Below are 15790 nucleotides of genomic sequence, written 5' to 3'. Positions count from 1 at the left end.
CGTGGCGCGGGCAGCTTGACTCGCGCCCGACGTCTCCGCCGCGGCAGCGCTCGCTGTCTTCAACCTGGAACGTAGGGTTGAACCGGCGCGTCCTGCGCCTCCAGCAGCGCCTTGAACTCGGGCAGGCCCAATGTGGCAACCGTTTCGTGGTTGGGGCCCAATATCTCGTAGATCATCCCGTCTGTGCCGCGGTTGCTGAACCAGGCGATGCAATCCTCATCGCCGCCGCCTTCGGTATGCGGCGCGCCGCCTGCCGGCTTTTCGACAAAGCTCCCTGTGGGACGTATCTCGCGGATTTCGCCGTCCTCCGAATAGATGCGCAACTCACCCTGGATGACGAAGGTGCTGTAGTCGGCGTGGTGACGGTGCAGCACAATGCGCTCGTTGGCGGCGAATTTCAGCAGCAGGTCGACAATCCGGGCATCCGGATCGACTTTCAGGATGTGATACCAGACGTGGTCGAACCCGGCGAGCGTGTACCACTTGATGTTGGACTGATCGAAACCTCCCGCATGCGTTTCGGCCGATGCCTCCTGCGGCCCCAAGGCGATGGCCGCCGCGGCTGTCCCAACACCGGCGAGCCCCTCGCGTCGGGTCATTGTCGTCTTTTTCATTATGGCCTCCCAAACAAAGCTTGCGCCTGTAACATCTCACATCGCAGCTTTCGTTACTTGCCATTTGGTGCCATTTTTCAGAAGGAGGTGGCGCGATGAGGGGGTACACACGCGCAAGCGCGTTGGGACCGATCGCCGATTTCGTGGAAACCCGCGGCGGTTCGATCAACCGGATCTTTCAGCGCGCGGATCTGCCGGTAACCCTGCTGAACAGCCCCGACCAGCCGCTGCCATTGAAAGATCAGTTCAACGTTCTCAGCGAAGCGGGACGCGAGATCGGAGACCCCTTCTTCGGCGCCGCGCTCGGGCGCCTGGTCAGCATGGAGAAACTGAGCGCTTTTGGCAGATGGGTCTCGGGCGCCTCGACGCTGGAAGGTGCGATCGACCGGTCTAACCGGGGTCTCAACAAGTATCTCCAGACCGGCACCGTTCTCGAATTCGGTGTGCTCGGACAGACCGCGCGCTGGTCGATCGAATTTCTGGATTCCGGGGCCGATGGCAGATTTCAGAATGAGCTTCTCGGCGTCAGCTATCTGATTGATGGCGTGCGGCACTACGCGGGTCGCACATGGCGTCCGGCACTGATCCGTTCGACCTGCGTTGGTCCCAAGCAGGCCGGCGCCCTGGAAAAGGTCTTCCAGGCGCCCGTCATGCACGGCTGCAAGGTCACGGCGGTTGAATTCGATGCTTCGCTGCTTTCGGCGGTCGGCCGCCCGCGCGCTGCTCCGGAGACACGCCCGGACTCTCTTGTTCCGCCCGCCTCTGGGTACCGCGAGGAGGTCATGGCTCTCCTGGCGATCGCGCTGCTCGAAGGTCCGCCAAAGATCGACTGGATCGCGTCCAAACTGGATACAAGCCGCCGCTCTTTGCAGCGCTCGCTCGACGCGGAAGGGTGCAGTTATTCCATGTTGCTGGACGATCTGCTGAAGGACCGCGCCTTGACGCTGCTGGCGTCGACCGACCAGGATGTGACCGATATCGCCCTTCAGTTGGGGTACAGCGACGGCCCACATTTTTCCAGGGCCTTCCGGCGCTGGACGGGAACGGCGCCGTCGCGCTACCGATCCGCCAAGGCTGCACTTGGAGCGGGTTCGGAAGGAGTGTGAAAAGGGCACCTTAATTCTGTCTGAAATAAAAGATTTCAACGCGTTAACCGATGCAACTCGTTTCACGTCAGACGCAGAAGCCGCTAGTTCCTGAATATGCGCAAGGCGCTGGCGGCAGCGTCGAACAGATCGAGCAAGCGGGCATAGAGGTGCTCGCGCGCGACGAAAGGTCTGTCACTCCGTCCCAGAACCTCTGCCTCCACCGTGTCCAGCAGGCGGCGAAGGCGGCGGCTATGCACACCAAGGCGGCTTTGCACCGGATCGGCCAGCACGCCTGAAAAGGCGGCAACGGCAGAGCCTGTCATTACCAGCCCCACGACTGTCGCGCCGACCAGCCACGGAGAGGCAACCGCCGAAAACACGCCGTACCACATGCCGCCAAGCGTCTGACCGAGCGGGAAGGACGCGATGGCGGTGCTTCGGGCCATGGCGTCCGCGACGCTGGGCGCCATAGAGATCATGCCCGGCGTGAGCATTTGAAACACCAGGGCGCCGACAACGAGAACGCACAGCGTCGTGGTCATCTCAGCGACCGCGGATCGAACGCCCGCGTATTCGCCCAGAGCCTGTGAAATCCGCCAGACCAGGGCATCGTCCTGCACGGCGCTGTCCCGTGTTCGGAGCATCTCGCGAAACTCCGGCGCTGCAAAGACGGCGCGCGCCGGGGCCGATGGATCACGGTCCGCAGCCGCCGTGTCCAGAGGCACGTCCAGAAGGTCGGTCACGATGAGCATCTCGACCCGCCGCGCCACGGCGGTACGCAAGAGGATGCGCCGGCGGGACAGCCAATCTGCGAGTCCCCTCCGGCCCGCGCGCCGAAAGAGGTATGCGGCGATGCGGGTCAGCAGGAGGACCGGCGACAAGGCCACGTTGACAGGGGCGCGAAGCATATCCCATCCGAAGGCCGCGCGATGAAGCCGCAATGTGCCGGGCCAGGTGAAATGCCGTGCCACGAACCCGTCGATCATCGCCCGGCGGCAATCGAAGTACGCAAGGCGGAGCGGATTGCCGCTGCCCCCGGCGGACGGTGCGCCCTTCGATGATGAACCCATGACGGTGACCCGCTGCCTCCTGCTGAACCCCATTCGAACGGGCCGGGTTTTACCGGTCGCGCTTCGGGGGTTTGCTCCCCGCTACCAATCCCGACATTTCGTGTCGAGAGCGCGCGCACAAGGCGGCGCCTGCGCGCATTCTATCCGCTCGGCTGACGTCGCAACCAACTTTATTTTCTACCACATCTTGCCGCCGACTCCGTCGATACGCACCTCAGTATCGAAGGCGGATCCAATGCCTTCGCGGGGCGTTCTTCGTGGATTATCTTCGGTTGATTGGCGGCCTGGCCGGTCTGTTCTGCGGCAGCGCTGCGCTGGCGTGCGGAAGTTTCGGCATCGCCAGACGCAGGGCGATCCCGCGCTTGTCGACCGGCCTCAGCGTGATCGGTTGCGCCCGGGCGAAGATCGCGCCCGGAGACGCGGCGCTCCCGACGCAATTCGCCCTGCCGTTCACGGACACCCCAGTCACGGGACAACGCATGCTCCCTCACAGGCAACGTCCCGATTTCAACCTGGCCGCAATCCCACCCGATTCGGACAGCGCGCGCATGAGGCGGCGCCTGCGCCTGCAGATACACGTCTCCTCGATCATTGCTTGAATGGAGTGAGTCCAAAGCATGCCTCTCGACCTGATCGGTCTTGCACCCTACGCAACACTCTTACTGCTCTTGGCGATCTTCATCGCGTTCGCGTTGGAAATCCAACCGCCCGAAATTGTCGCATTCTGCGGCGCGGTCACGGCACTTGCGATAGGACTGGTCGGCCCGGATGACGTGCTGGCGTCGCTGGCCAATCCGGCACCGGCCACCATCGGGGCGATGTTCGTCCTCAGCGCGGCTCTGGTGCGGACCGGCGTTCTGGAATCCGTCAGCGGCATTCTCGGGCGCTATTCGTCGGACTATCCCGGACTGACGGTCGGCCTCTTCTTCGCCTCTGCTGCCATCGCCTCGGCCTTCATGAACAATACGCCGGTGGTCATGGTGCTGATTCCGGTCGTCATCACGCTGGCCCGCGAGATGAAGATCGCGGCATCGCATCTGCTGATCCCGCTGTCCTACATGGTGATCCTCGGTGGCACCTGTTCGCTTATCGGGACCTCCACGAACCTGCTTGTCGACGGGGTCGCGCGGGACCTGGGACTGCCGCCGTTCGGCATCTTCGAGATCGCGCCGCTGGGGATCGTCGTCACCCTGGCCGGAGCGGCCTTCCTGGCGCTTGCGGCCCCGCGCCTTCTTCCGGTTCGACAGACTGTCGGATCCAGTCTGCCCGAGAGGGACCAGCGCAGATGGCTGGTGGAGCTGTTCATTCCGGCCGATTCTCCCCTGATCGGCATGCCGCCCGGCAAGGTCGCGGCCTTTGGTGCAGGCGGGAGCCGTGTGGTCGATCTTGTCCGCGGAGATGTTTCTCTGCGCCAGGCGCTGGACGACACCGGTCTCCAAGCGGGCGACATCGTCGTGCTGGCCACGCGCGAAGCCGAGCTGATGGGCTTTCGGGACGGGACGGTGGCGGGCAAGGCGATCGCCGGCACCGAGCCGTCGACGGCCCGGCGCACCACCGTGGTCGAGGTCATGGTCGGTCCGAACACCCGCGCGCTTCACCGCATGATCGGCCGGCTGCATTGGCGACGGCGCTTTGGTGTCTATCCGATGGCACTGCACCGAGGCGGCACGGCGCGCGACATGCGCCTGTCGGTGATGCGTCTCGCGGTGGGCGACACACTGTTGCTGGACGGCACGCCCGACGACATCGCCCGGCTGGTGGACGAAGAGCACCTGATCATGCTGTCGCCGGTCGCGGCGCGGGCCTTTCGCCGGTCGCGGGCCCCAATCGCCATCGGCACCATCGCGGCGGTCGTCGGTCTGGCGGCATTGAACGTCGCGCCGATCCTGACGCTCGCCCTGGTCGGGGTGGCGATCGTGTTCCTGACAAAATGCATCGACGCGGACGAAGGGATCGGGGCCATCGACGGCCGCCTGCTTTTGCTGATCGTGTCGATGCTGACCCTGGGCCGCGCTCTCGAGCAATCCGGGGCGCTCACGCTGATCATCGACAGCATCGCGCCGCTGTTGGCGACCGTACGGCCGATCCTGGCGCTCCTGCTCGTGTATATGCTGACGTCGATCCTGACGGAGCTGGTGACCAACAATGCGGTCGCTGTCCTGATGGCACCGATCGCTGCGGGCGTTGCCTTGCAGCTTGGCCTGGACCCGCGCCCCTTCGTCGTCGCGGTGATGTTCGGCGCGAGCGCAAGCTTTGCAACGCCGATCGGGTACCAGACGAACACGCTCGTCTACAGCGCCGGCGGCTACCGGTTCCTCGACTTCATGAGGATCGGCGTGCCGATGAACATTCTGATCGGTGCAGTGACCGTGCTGGTCATCCCGTTGATCTGGCCGCTGGCAGGATAGCCCGATGTGTCCCGTCCCGCCCGGCCGGTCGGATCGCGTCACGGGGACATGGAACGCGACCTCGGGCGCGCGATGGCCAGAGGAAAGTCGCCGGTCCGAATTGCTCGGGTCGCCGGAGCAGGATCGCTTGGCTGCGGAGCACCCGGTTATCGTCTTGCGCCCTCCATGGGGACGGCATCCGCGAACCCGCCGACGCATACAGACGGCGCGGCCAGGGTCTTGGGCCAGGTCACAAGAAGGATCGCGCAGCCCGTGATCCCTTCCCTTGCGAACGTGTCGGCAAGTGTCCCGACCGTCGCCGCGACGTGGCGCTGCGTGGGCTTGGACACGTCCACCGCGATATCGACGGGGGCCGTAGCCGGCAGACCGCGGCCTGTCAGATCCTGCGCCAATCGGCCGGCATGGCGCGCCGCCATGTAGAACGCCGTGGTCGTGCCCGGCCCTGACAGCCGGGTGCTGTCGGGGAACGGATCGCTGAGGCTTCCGGTCCCGGTCGCCAGAACGAGCGTGTCCGACACATCGCGCTGCGTCAGGCTGCGCCCCAATGCGGCCCCGGCGGCGCAGGCGGCGGTCACGCCGGGCACGATCTCGATCTCGATGCCGGCCGCGCGGGCCGCATCCAGTTCCTCGGTCGCGCGCCCGAACACGCCGGGATCGCCGGATTTCAGGCGCACGACGCGGCGCCCCTTCTGCGCCTCGGCGACGATCACCCGGTTGATCCGGTCCTGCGGCCAGCTGTGGGCGCCCACATGCTTGCCCACGAACACCCGTTCGGCATCGCGGCGCGCCAGTTCCAGCACCTCGCCATCGACCAGCCGGTCGTAGAAGATCACGTCGGCCTCCTGAAGGCGCTGCACCGCGCGCAGGGTCAGCAGATCGCGGGCGCCCGGCCCCGCGCCGACCAGCGCGATGTGTCCGGCGGCCCCGGTCTGCGGCGGGCAGCCGGCTGCGATGGCATCCTTGATCTCGCGCGCGGCGTCGCGCTCCGCGCCGCGGGTCCAGAGGTCGTGGGGCGCGCCCTTGAAGACCCAGGCCCAAAGCGCGCGGCGCTGCGCGCGCGGGACGTGGCGCGCGACGGCCGGCCGCAAGCGCCCGGCCAGCGCGGCGAGACCGCCGAGGGACTGGGGCAGCATCTGCTCCAGCCGGGTCTTGATGTCGCGGGCAAGAACAGGCGCCGTGCCTTCGGTACCGATGGCCACGACGATCGGGTCGCGGTCGACGATGGCCGGCGTGGTGATGTCGCACAGGTCCGGCCGGTCCACGACATTGACCGGGCAGCGTGCGGCCCTCGCCAGCGCATGCACCGCCGCGTCGAACCCCGGGCAGCCGGTGGCGACAAAGGCCATGGTCGCGTCGTCGAACACCGCTGCCGGGAGCGTCGGCACATGCTGCGCCCGGCCCGCTCCGACAAGCGTCTGCAATTCGTCGTCGAGCGTCGCGGCCACCAGGACCAGCGTGGCATCGGTCTTGAGCAAGAGCCGCGCCTTTTGCGCCGCCTGTTCGCCGCCGCCGACGATGACGACACGGCGGTTGCTGGTGCGAATGAACATCGGGAACGCTTTCACGGCGCGGATCCTTTCAGGCTGCGAGGTGGCGGGGACGGTGCGACCAGAGCTCGGCGGCCAGCGCTGCCGGTGCCGGATGCCCCAGCGTGTCGAGGGCCAACGCGGCGGTGCCGATGACGATCTCCGTCTCGAAACCGGGCAGTTCGGCGCCCGACAGCGCCTGTGCCAGATCGGTTTCGGTGTCGGACAGCCTGCGGGGCACGTCGCAGCGGGCGGCAAGGCTTTGCTCCCATCGCGTGCCGTTCCGCAGACCGAAGACCGCGATGTCCTTCGCCGGATGGCGTTCGAATTCGCCGCCCCCGCCCTTGATGACGCTCAGCGCCTGCCAGCCCAGCCGCGCCGCGGCATCCGCCTGCAAGTCGCGGTAGGACGGATGGAACACGCCCTGCACGCTGGCGGCGGCGCCGGCGGGGTTCAGCATCCGGCAGACCGTATTGGCACATGACCGCAGGCCCAGCACGTCGCGCAGCGCCAGCAGCCGGAACAGCGCCGGATGCGCGTCCTCGAGTGGGAGATAGGCAATGTTGTCGCGCTCCAGCAGACGCGCCACCGCGTCCGGATCCGACGCGATGCCGATCCCGGCGGCGCGCAGGCCCTGCCGGACCTTCGGGTCGCTGCCGTTCCAGCCGTGCAGAAGCACCCGGTGCCCGGCCCGCGCCACCAGCTGTGCCGACAGCAGGAACCAGGGCGCGCCTCGCGTCCGACCCGCGCCATAGCTGGGCCAGTCCAGATCGACCGGCGGAAAAGCCGGACCGGCCGCCTGCGCCGCGGCGGCAAAGCCCGCGATCTCGTCCGCAGTTTCGCCTTTCATGCGCAGAAGCATCAGCAGCGCGCCTTCGGCCTGTGGTGCCGCGTCGCCCGCCAGCATGCGCTGCATGGCATCCCGCGCCTCGTCCTGCGTCAGGGATCGGGACCGGCCCGGGCCGCGGCCCAGCGTGCGGACGTGCTCGGCGAGGCTCATTCAGCGGCCTCCCGCGTGCGGACCTGCTGCAAGAGATCGGCAAGTTCGGGGCGGCACGAGCCGCAATTCGTTCCGGCGTTCAGGGCGGCACCGATGGCGTCGACCGTCATCAGCGACTGCGTCTCGATGGCTTCGATGATGGTGTTGATCCCGACGCCGAAACAGGAACAGAGCACCGGTCCGGGATTGGGCATATCGGCGAGCGGCCTGCCAAAGAGGGCATCCGCCGCGGCGGAGCCCGGCAGGGTGGCGAGGTAGTCGCGCATCACCGCCACCGGGCGCGGCGAGACGAAGATCGCGCCGATCACTTGGTCGTCGGCTTTCAGGACGATCCGCGCGGTGCCGCGGGCGGCGTTGATCACCGATGCGGTCTCGGCCTCCGGCGCCCGGAACAGGCGCCGCGCTTCGGCCGCCCAATCCGCAGGGGCCTGCGCCCCGGCCAGTTCGGCGCGGTAGCCTGCGGTCGTGCGGGCCAGCGCCCAGTAGTCCGACCGGAGGTCCATGGCATCGCGCGACACGGCAAAGCCGTACCAGGCCGCGTCGTGACGGGCGATGGCAACGACGCTGGCCTTGCTCTCCGGCTGGCCCGAAAGCGGGTCGGTGGCGGCGGCCACCAGCGTGTCGATCCGCGCCGACGGTGCGGTTTCGCCGGTCCAGTGCATCGGCGCGAACACCTGTCCGCGCTGCACGGCATCGGTGATGCGGGCCCGCAGGATACAGGCGCCGACCGGGCTGGTCACCCGCACGAGATCCGCCGCGTCGATGTCCAAAGCCTCGGCGTCGTCGGGGTGGATGTCCAGAAACGGCTCTGCCAAATGCGCCGACAGGCGCGGGCTCAGCGCCGTGCGCGTCATCGTGTGCCACTGGTCGCGCAGCCGGCCGGTGTTCAGCCGGAAGGGATAGCGCGGTCCGGTCTTCGCCGCGGGCGCGCGCCAGGAGACAGGGATGAGGCGTGCCTTGGCGTCGGGGTGGAAGAAAATCCCGTCCGCGAAGAACCGGTTGCCGGAGCGCGTGGCAGTGACCGGCCAGCGCTGCGGTTCCATGGCGGCGTAATCGCCGTCGCTGATGGCCGAAAGGCCCGAGATGTCGAAATCGCGCCCGAAGCCGCCGGCGATGCCCGAGAGGGTCGCGTGTTCGCGGAAGATCTCGGCCGGGCTGGCATAGTCGAAGGCCGCTCCAAAACCCATCCGGCACCCCACCTCGGCCAGGATATTCCAGTCGGCCCGCGCCTGACCCGGCGCCGGCAAAACGCTGCGCTGGCGGCTGATCGTGCGGTCGCAATTGGTGACCGTGCCATCCTTTTCCGCCCAGGCCGTCGCGGGCAGCAGCACGTCGGCCAGCCGCGCGGTGTCGGTCCGCGCCGTGATGTCGCTGACGACCGTAAAGGGACAGGCGGCGATGGCATCGCGCACGGCATCCGCCTCGGGCATCGAAACGGCGGGGTTGGTGTGGATGATCCAAAGTGCCTTGATTCGCCCGTCACCCACGGCGCGAAACATGTCCACCGCCTTCAGCCCCGGCGCATCGGGCACGCGCGGAGCGTTCCAGAAGGCGCGCACGGCGCTGCGATGATCGGCGTTTTCCAGGTCGAGGTGACAGGCCAGCATGTTGGCCAGCCCACCGACCTCGCGCCCGCCCATGGCGTTGGGCTGGCCCGTCACCGACAGCGGGCCGCAGCCGGGCTTGCCGATGCGACCCGTGGCCAGGTGACAGTTGAGGATGGCGTTGACCTTGTCCGATCCGGATGTGGACTGGTTCACCCCCTGGCTGAAGATCGTCACCACCCGCTCGGTCCGCATCCAGAGGCGGCAGAACGCCTCGACCTCGGCCGCATCCAGCCCGGTCGGGGCCAGGCCGTCGTTCAGCGCCGACCGCAGCGTGTCATCGAACCCCTGTGTGCGCGCGATGAACGCCTTGTCGATCGCCCCGCCCTCATAGAGCGTCGCGAACAGGCGGTTGAAGAGCGCGACATCGGCGCCTGGCGTCAGCGCAAGGTGCATGTCGGCGCCGTCGCAACTTGCCGTGCGGCGCGGATCGATCACCACGATCCGGGTGCCGCGGGCCTTCTTCGCGGCCAGCACCCGCTGGTGCAGGACCGGGTGGCACCAGGCAAGGTTCGATCCCACCAGCACCACCAGGTCGGCCTCTTCGATATCCTCGTAAGCGCCGGGCACGGTGTCGGTGCCGAAGGCGCGGCGATGCCCCGCCACGGTCGAGGCCATACAGAGCCGCGAGTTCGTGTCGATATTGGCCGAGCCGATGAACCCCTTCATCAGCTTGTTGGCGACGTAGTAATCCTCGGTCAGCATCTGGCCCGAGACGTAGAAGGCCACGCTGTCGGGCCCGTGCGTTGCGATGGTGTCGCGGAAGTGGTCCGCCACCAGTTGCAGCGCGTCGTCCCAGCCGGTCTCTTTCCCGTACACACGCGGCGCCAGCAGTCGGTTCTCCAGCCCCACGGTTTCGCCGAGGGCAGACCCCTTGGAACAGAGCCGCCCACGGTTTGCCGGATGCGCGGGATCGCCGCGCACCGCCAGCCCGCCCTGCCCGTCCGCTCGCAGAAGCACGCCGCAGCCGACCCCGCAATAGGGGCAGGTGGAGCGGACCTCTGGCGCGCCACCCCCGCCCATCACGCGGCACTCCGGGCGCGCAGTTTGGCGCCGTCTATGAGCACACGACCGTCCTCGATCCGCAAAGCGTGCGTCTGGATCTGCATGGCCTCGCCCCGGGCCTGCCCGGTGGTGAGGTCGAAGACCATGTTGTGCAGCGGGCAGGTCACGGACTGGCCGTGCACGATGCCTTCGGACAGCGGCCCGCCCTTGTGCGGGCAGCGGTCGGCGGCGGCAAAGACTTCCGTATCCCCGGTGCGGAAGAGCGCCACGCAGCCCTGTGCCGTCTTGATCCTGCGCGCGCCGCGCAGGGGGATGTCGTCGATGGCGCAAAGGTCGATCCAGCTCATTCCGCAGCCTCCAGCGTCAGATCCGCCACGGGCTGGAATGCCGGGGCGCGTTTGGCCTCTTCGGCCCAGGGGTCCTTGCGATAGATGGATTGCGACAGATCGAAGGCCGCGATCAGCCGCGCGCGTTCGTCAAGGTCGTCGACCACCCGCGCCTTGACCCAGTCGAGCCCGACCTTGGCGACCCACTTGTAGGGCCGGTCGAGGTATTTCGCGTTCTCGCGGTATAGCTGGATGAAGGCCACGGTGAGGTCGATGGCCTCCTGTTCGGTCGCTGCGTCGCCCAGCCGTTCGGTCTCTTTCACGTCCATGCCCGCGGCGCCGCCGACGCCGACCTGATAACCGCTGTCCACGCACACGATGCCCACGTCCTTGCAGGTCGCCTCGGCGCAGTTGCGCGGGCAGCCCGACACCGCCAGCTTGACCTTGTGCGGCGTCCACGACCCCCACAGGATTTGCTCGAGCTTCACGCCCAGCCCGGTGCTGTCCTGCGTGCCGAAGCGGCAGTGATCGGTGCCGACGCAGGTTTTCACCGTACGCAGACCCTTCGAATAGGCATGGCCCGACACAAGACCCGCTGCGTTGAGATCGGCCCAGATGCCGGGCAGATCCTCGCCCTTCACACCCAGCAGGTCGATGCGCTGCCCGCCGGTGACCTTGACCGTCGGCACGGCGTATTTCTCGGCGGCGTCCGCAATGGCGCGCAGCTCGGCGGGCGTGGTGATCCCGCCCCACATGCGAGGCACCACCGAAAAGGTGCCGTCCTTCTGGATGTTCGCGTGTTTACGTTCGTTGACGAACCGGCTTTGCGGATCGTCGCGATACTCCAGCGGCCAATCCGCCAACAGGTAGAAGTTCACCGCCGGGCGGCAGACATGGCAGCCGTTGCGGGTCTTCCAGCCCAGCTCCTGCCAGACGGCCTCCTGGCTTTTCAGTTCCTGCGCCTTGATCAGCCGCCGCACGTCCTCGTGGCTCAGGTCGCAGCAGCCGCAGATCGGCTGCGCGGCAGGCATCTGGAACGCGTCGCCCAGCGTGACCTGCAGAAGCTGTTCCACCAGCCCGGTGCAGGTCCCGCAGGAGGCGCTGGCCTTGGTCTGCGCGCGTACCGCGCCGAGGTCGGTCGCGCCCCCGGCGATGGCGTCGGTGATGGTGCCCTTGCAAATGCCGTTGCAGCCGCAAATCTCCGCCTCAGGCGGCAATGCTGCAACGGCTGACAGAGGGTCCGCGGAGGCGCCTCCCTGGTAGGCCGGACCAAAGATCAGCGTTTCGCGCATGTCGTCGATGTCGGTGCCGTCGCGAATGAGGCCGAAGAACCAGTTGCTGTCGGCTGTATCGCCGTACATCACCGCGCCGATCAGGCGGTGTCCCTCGATCACCAGCCGCTTGTAGATGCCGCGGCCCGGGTCGCGGAACACGATGTCCTCGCGCCCGTCGCCCTCGGCGAAATCACCGGCGCTGAAGAGGTCGCAGCCAGTGACCTTGAGCTTGGTCGACAACTGCTTCTGCACGAAGGTCGCGTGCGTGCCCAGCAGCGTCTGGGCCGCGACCTTGGCCTGATCGTAAAGCGGCGCCACTAGCCCGAAGACCGCGCCGTCGTGTTCGATGCATTCGCCCACCGACAGGATATCGGCGTTCGACGTGATCATCTGGCCGTCCACATGGATGCCGCGCCCGGTCGCAAGCCCGGCCTCCTTGGCCAGCGCGATGTTGGGCCGGATGCCCACGGCCATGACCAGCAGGTCGCAGGACAGTTCGGTGCCGTCGTCCAGCAGCAGCGCCCGGACCTTGCCGTTCTCGCCCAGGATTTCCTTGGAATTGGCGCCGCAGCGGATGTCGATGCCGCGGCTTTCCAGCGATTTGCGCAGCAGGAAACCCGCGCTTTCGTCAAGCTGCCTGTCCATCAGGTGGCCCATCAGATGCACCACAGTCACTTCCATGCCGCGCAGGCGCAGCCCGGCGGCGGCCTCTAGGCCCAGGAGACCCCCGCCGATCACCACGACCCGCGCACCGGGCGTCGCGGCGGCATCGATCATGCGGTTCGTGTCCTCCAGATCGCGATAGGCGATGACGCCGTCGAGGTCGTGGCCCGGCAATGGCACGATGAACGGGGTCGACCCGGTGGCGATCAGCAGCTTGTCATAGGGAACAACGCCTTTCTCGCCCTCGACCAACTTCGCATCGGCGTCGATGCTCAGGACCTTTTCGCCAAAGCGGCAGGTCACGCCGTGCTGCGCGTACCAGTCGTCGTCGTGGATCACGATCTCGCCGTAGGATTTTTCGCCCGACAGAACCGGCGACAGCATGATGCGGTTATAGTTGCCGCGTGGCTCTGCGTTGAACAGGGTGACGTCCCACTGTCCGGGCGCGGCTTCGAAGAGGTGTTCCAGCGCCCGGCCCGAAGCCATTCCGGCACCGATCACCACAAGTTTGCGCGTGCTCATCTTGGCTCCTTTCAGATGTACCAGGCGACGATGTGGGTCATCGCGCCGCCGCCGTAGGAGGGCAGTCCGACAAAAGCGCCGTAGCCGGCGGGCAGGCCCCCGGCGCCGCGCTGTACCACCGGCAGGCCGGTGCCCAGCACCTGGCCAACGGGGCCTTTCCAGGCTTCGGCCTTTGGCGCCTCGGCGCGGGTGCCGTCGCCGTCGTCGCGCCAAAGCGCGCCTTCGCGTTCGCAAACGCCGTCGATCAGAACGGCCTTGCCGCCCCGCTTCACGGCCCAGACCTCGAACCGCCGGGCGATGGGCGTGCCCAGCGCCGAGAGCAGTGTCAGCACGTAAGGCGTTCCGCCCGGCACCCGCACCGGCAGGCCGATGCCAGAGGTCAGCCCCGCCTTCCCGGCCGCCGAGGCGCGCACGAACTTGTAGCCCGAGCCAAGGTCGCGCATCAGGATCGGCGCATCCGCCGCCCAGACGCCGCCCGGCAGGCCCTGTCCGCGCGGGAAACAGGTGTGCTGCGAGACGAAGGCGAATTCCTCGGCGGCGCCGTAGTAGCCGTCGTCGAGCATCAGCAGCCCGTCGCGGTTCGCCGTCCAGACCTCGATCGCGCCGATCCGCTCCGCGTCGTCGCCGCAGAGCACGACCAGCACCGCCTTGAGCGTGTCGCCGTCAAAGACCGGCACCGCCACGGCAGCGCTGAGACCGGCCTCTTTCGCCACCTCGGTACGCTTGAAATACGACCCGTCGAAGCCCTTGAGCACCACCGGGCGCGCCTCGGCCCAGGCCTTGCCGGGCAAGCCTTCGCCCTTGGCAAAGCGGGTGCCCCGCGAGGCTTCTTCGAAGGCGCCGAGGCCATTCGTGTCGCCCGCGGCATAAACAAGCACGTCGTCCTTGGGCACCCAGACCTCGGCCACCTGGATGAAGGTGTCGGTAGGTGTGTCGATCTTTCCGTCCATCGGTTTCGTCTCCGCTGCGGGCGGCGGGCGCCCATGTGTCGGGGTCTATTCGGCGGCCAATGCCTTGGCCGCGGGCCGCTTGGGCTTGGCGCCGTGTTCGTATTCCTCGAGGAAATCCAGCACCTGCTGTCGGTAACGGTAGTAGTCGGGGTGTTCGAGCAGCGCCTTGCGGGTGCGCGGGCGCGGCAGATCGACGTTGAGGGTCTTGCCGATGGTCGCCTGCGGCCCGTTGGTCATCATCACCACGCGGTCGGCCAGCAGGATCGCCTCGTCGACATCGTGCGTCACGCAGATCGCGGTCACCTTGGTGCGCGACCAGACCTCCATCAGCACTTCCTGCAATTCCCAGCGGGTGAGGCTGTCGAGCATGCCGAAAGGTTCGTCGAGCAAGAGCAGCTTGGGCGAGAGCGCGAAGGCCCGAGCGATGCCGACCCGCTGCTGCATGCCGTTCGACAGATCCGTGGCGGGCTTGTCCATCGCATCGGCCAGACCGACCCGTTCAAGGTAGTATTCAACCACTTCCTGCCGTTCGCCCTGCGTTGCGCGCGGATAGACCTTGTCGACACCGATGGCGACGTTTTCCTTGGCGCTGAGCCAGGGAAAGAGGTTGGGCGACTGGAACACCACCGCACGCTCCGGATCGGCGCCTTCGACGTGCCGGCCGTCCAGCTTGATCGCGCCTTGGCTGATCTCGTTGAGCCCGGCCGCCATGGTCAGCACGGTGGACTTGCCGCAGCCCGAATGGCCGATCAGCGAAATGAATTCGCCGCGGTCGATCTTGAGGTCGAAATCCTCGACCACGGTCAGCGGTCCCTTCGGCGTCGGATAAACCTTGTGCAGCTGGCTGAAGTCGAGGAAGCGCTCGTCGATCAGGCCCTTCTGCGCCTCGGCCACCGCGGCGGGCGCGCCGTGGATCGGCGTGACCGCGGGCAAATGTCTTGTGCCTTCGACCTTGGCCTCGATGCCCACGTCCATCAGGTACTTCGTGACGTCGGCGCGCAGCCTCTTGAAGCTCTCGTCGGTGTTCATCTCCATGCGGTCGCGCGGGCGCGGGATGCTGACCTTGAACTCACGCCCCAGCGTGCCGTCGGGATTGAGCGCGACGATGCGGTCGGCGAGGATGATGGCCTCGTCCACATCGTTGGTGATCAGCACGCAGGTCTTCTTGTCGGCCTCCCAGATATGCTCGATCTCATCGGCCAGGTTGGCGCGGGTCAGCGCGTCCAGCGCGCTCAGCGGTTCATCCAGCAGCAGGACCTCGGGCGACATCGCCAGGGCGCGCGCGACGTTGACCCGCTGGCGCATCCCGCCCGACAGTTCCGCCGGACGGCGCGCCGCAGCATGGCCTAGTCCCACCATCTGGACGTAATGCGCCACCTTTTCGGCCTTTTCGGTCTTGGTGAGCTCGGGGAACACCGTATCGACCGCCAGTCGCACGTTGCCGGCCACCGAGAGCCAGGGCATCAGCGAATAGCTTTGGAAGATCACCCCGCGTTCCGGTCCCGGCCCGGTGACCGGCGCGCCCTTGAAGCGGACGCTGCCCTTGGTGGGTTTTTCCAGCCCGGCCATCAGGTTGATCAGCGTCGTCTTGCCGGTGCCGGAAAAGCCCAGCAGCACCAGGAATTCACCTTCGGCCACTTCGAGCGTGATGTCCTTCAGCACATGGGTCGCGTCGGTGCCGGTGCCGAAGCTCTGGCTGACGTTGTCCAGTTCGAGAATGCCCATATCGGTCTCCTTTCC

The 15790-nt window shown here is 67.1% G+C and carries 12 protein-coding genes; 3 read left to right on the top strand and 9 right to left on the bottom strand.

Going from position 1 to position 15790, the window contains the following annotated elements; translation table 11 throughout:
* Positions 1-59: 59 nt before the first annotated feature.
* A complete protein-coding gene (locus DU478_RS11960; RefSeq protein ID WP_114511207.1) occupies positions 60-614 on the bottom strand; it encodes a cupin domain-containing protein in 555 nt (184 codons plus the stop codon).
* A 95-nt stretch (positions 615-709) separates the two neighbouring features.
* Between DU478_RS11960 and DU478_RS11955 the strand changes: the two genes are divergently transcribed.
* Complete coding sequence (locus tag DU478_RS11955; protein ID WP_114511206.1) at positions 710-1720, top strand: AraC family transcriptional regulator; 1011 nt, start codon at positions 710-712, stop codon at positions 1718-1720.
* An 83-nt stretch (positions 1721-1803) separates the two neighbouring features.
* Here the strand turns inward: DU478_RS11955 and DU478_RS11950 are convergent, their stop codons facing one another.
* Entirely contained in the window at positions 1804-2772 is a 969-nt protein-coding gene (locus DU478_RS11950; protein WP_114511306.1) for a DUF6635 family protein, read from the bottom strand.
* Positions 2773-3029: 257 nt separating this feature from the next.
* Here DU478_RS11950 and DU478_RS11945 point away from each other — a divergent pair, with 257 nt between their 5' ends.
* A complete protein-coding gene (locus DU478_RS11945) occupies positions 3030-3371 on the top strand; it encodes a hypothetical protein (protein WP_114511205.1) in 342 nt (113 codons plus the stop codon).
* Positions 3372-3389: 18 nt separating this feature from the next.
* Positions 3390-5180 carry an SLC13 family permease gene (locus tag DU478_RS11940; RefSeq protein ID WP_114511204.1) on the top strand — a complete coding sequence of 597 codons (1791 nt, stop codon included), beginning with the start codon at positions 3390-3392 and terminating at the stop codon, positions 5178-5180.
* Between the two features lie 146 nt (positions 5181-5326).
* Here the strand turns inward: DU478_RS11940 and cysG are convergent, their stop codons facing one another.
* The 7 genes from cysG to DU478_RS11905 are packed head-to-tail and all read right to left on the bottom strand — an operon-like array spanning position 5327 to position 15775.
* Entirely contained in the window at positions 5327-6745 is a 1419-nt protein-coding gene (gene cysG, locus DU478_RS11935; RefSeq protein ID WP_233501212.1) for a siroheme synthase CysG, read from the bottom strand.
* 13 nt (positions 6746-6758) lie between these two features.
* Positions 6759-7706 carry a glycosyl transferase family protein gene (locus DU478_RS11930; RefSeq protein WP_114511202.1) on the bottom strand — a complete coding sequence of 316 codons (948 nt, stop codon included), beginning with the start codon at positions 7704-7706 and terminating at the stop codon, positions 6759-6761.
* On the bottom strand, positions 7703-10333 hold the full coding sequence (locus tag DU478_RS11925; protein ID WP_114511201.1) for a nitrate reductase: 2631 nt from the start codon (positions 10331-10333) through the stop codon (positions 7703-7705). The genes DU478_RS11930 and DU478_RS11925 overlap by 4 nt, the downstream gene beginning before the upstream one ends.
* The gene (gene nirD, locus DU478_RS11920; RefSeq protein ID WP_114511200.1) at positions 10333-10662 is read right to left on the bottom strand and encodes a nitrite reductase small subunit NirD; all 330 of its coding nucleotides are present in this window, start codon (positions 10660-10662) and stop codon (positions 10333-10335) included. Before nirD ends, DU478_RS11925 begins: the two co-directional genes overlap by 1 nt.
* On the bottom strand, positions 10659-13100 hold the full coding sequence (gene nirB, locus DU478_RS11915; protein WP_114511199.1) for a nitrite reductase large subunit NirB: 2442 nt from the start codon (positions 13098-13100) through the stop codon (positions 10659-10661). The genes nirD and nirB overlap by 4 nt, the downstream gene beginning before the upstream one ends.
* An 11-nt stretch (positions 13101-13111) precedes the next feature.
* On the bottom strand, positions 13112-14050 hold the full coding sequence (locus tag DU478_RS11910; RefSeq protein ID WP_114511198.1) for a GAF domain-containing protein: 939 nt from the start codon (positions 14048-14050) through the stop codon (positions 13112-13114).
* 45 nt (positions 14051-14095) lie between these two features.
* A complete protein-coding gene (locus DU478_RS11905) occupies positions 14096-15775 on the bottom strand; it encodes an ABC transporter ATP-binding protein (RefSeq protein ID WP_114511197.1) in 1680 nt (559 codons plus the stop codon).
* Between the last annotated feature and the right edge of the window lie 15 nt (positions 15776-15790).

The organism is Thalassococcus profundi (genome assembly GCF_003344785.1).
GTDB classification, from domain to species: Bacteria; Pseudomonadota; Alphaproteobacteria; order Rhodobacterales; family Rhodobacteraceae; genus Puniceibacterium; species Puniceibacterium profundi.
The sequence above is the reverse complement of the archived record's forward strand: the minus strand, read 5'-3'. Positions and strand labels throughout refer to the sequence as shown.

What these genes read in the sequence shown, in the direction of transcription:
- DU478_RS11960 (WP_114511207.1), bottom strand. Translation starts at nt 614, where the DNA reads ATGAAAAAGACGACAATGACCCGACGCGAGGGGCTCGCCGGTGTTGGG.
- DU478_RS11955 (WP_114511206.1), top strand. Translation starts at nt 710, where the DNA reads ATGAGGGGGTACACACGCGCAAGCGCGTTGGGACCGATCGCCGATTTC.
- DU478_RS11950 (WP_114511306.1), bottom strand. Translation starts at nt 2,772, where the DNA reads ATGGGTTCATCATCGAAGGGCGCACCGTCCGCCGGGGGCAGCGGCAAT.
- DU478_RS11940 (WP_114511204.1), top strand. Translation starts at nt 3,390, where the DNA reads ATGCCTCTCGACCTGATCGGTCTTGCACCCTACGCAACACTCTTACTG.
- DU478_RS11930 (WP_114511202.1), bottom strand. Translation starts at nt 7,706, where the DNA reads ATGAGCCTCGCCGAGCACGTCCGCACGCTGGGCCGCGGCCCGGGCCGG.
- DU478_RS11925 (WP_114511201.1), bottom strand. Translation starts at nt 10,333, where the DNA reads ATGGGCGGGGGTGGCGCGCCAGAGGTCCGCTCCACCTGCCCCTATTGC.
- nirD (WP_114511200.1), bottom strand. Translation starts at nt 10,662, where the DNA reads ATGAGCTGGATCGACCTTTGCGCCATCGACGACATCCCCCTGCGCGGC.
- nirB (WP_114511199.1), bottom strand. Translation starts at nt 13,100, where the DNA reads ATGAGCACGCGCAAACTTGTGGTGATCGGTGCCGGAATGGCTTCGGGC.
- DU478_RS11910 (WP_114511198.1), bottom strand. Translation starts at nt 14,050, where the DNA reads ATGGACGGAAAGATCGACACACCTACCGACACCTTCATCCAGGTGGCC.
- DU478_RS11905 (WP_114511197.1), bottom strand. Translation starts at nt 15,775, where the DNA reads ATGGGCATTCTCGAACTGGACAACGTCAGCCAGAGCTTCGGCACCGGC.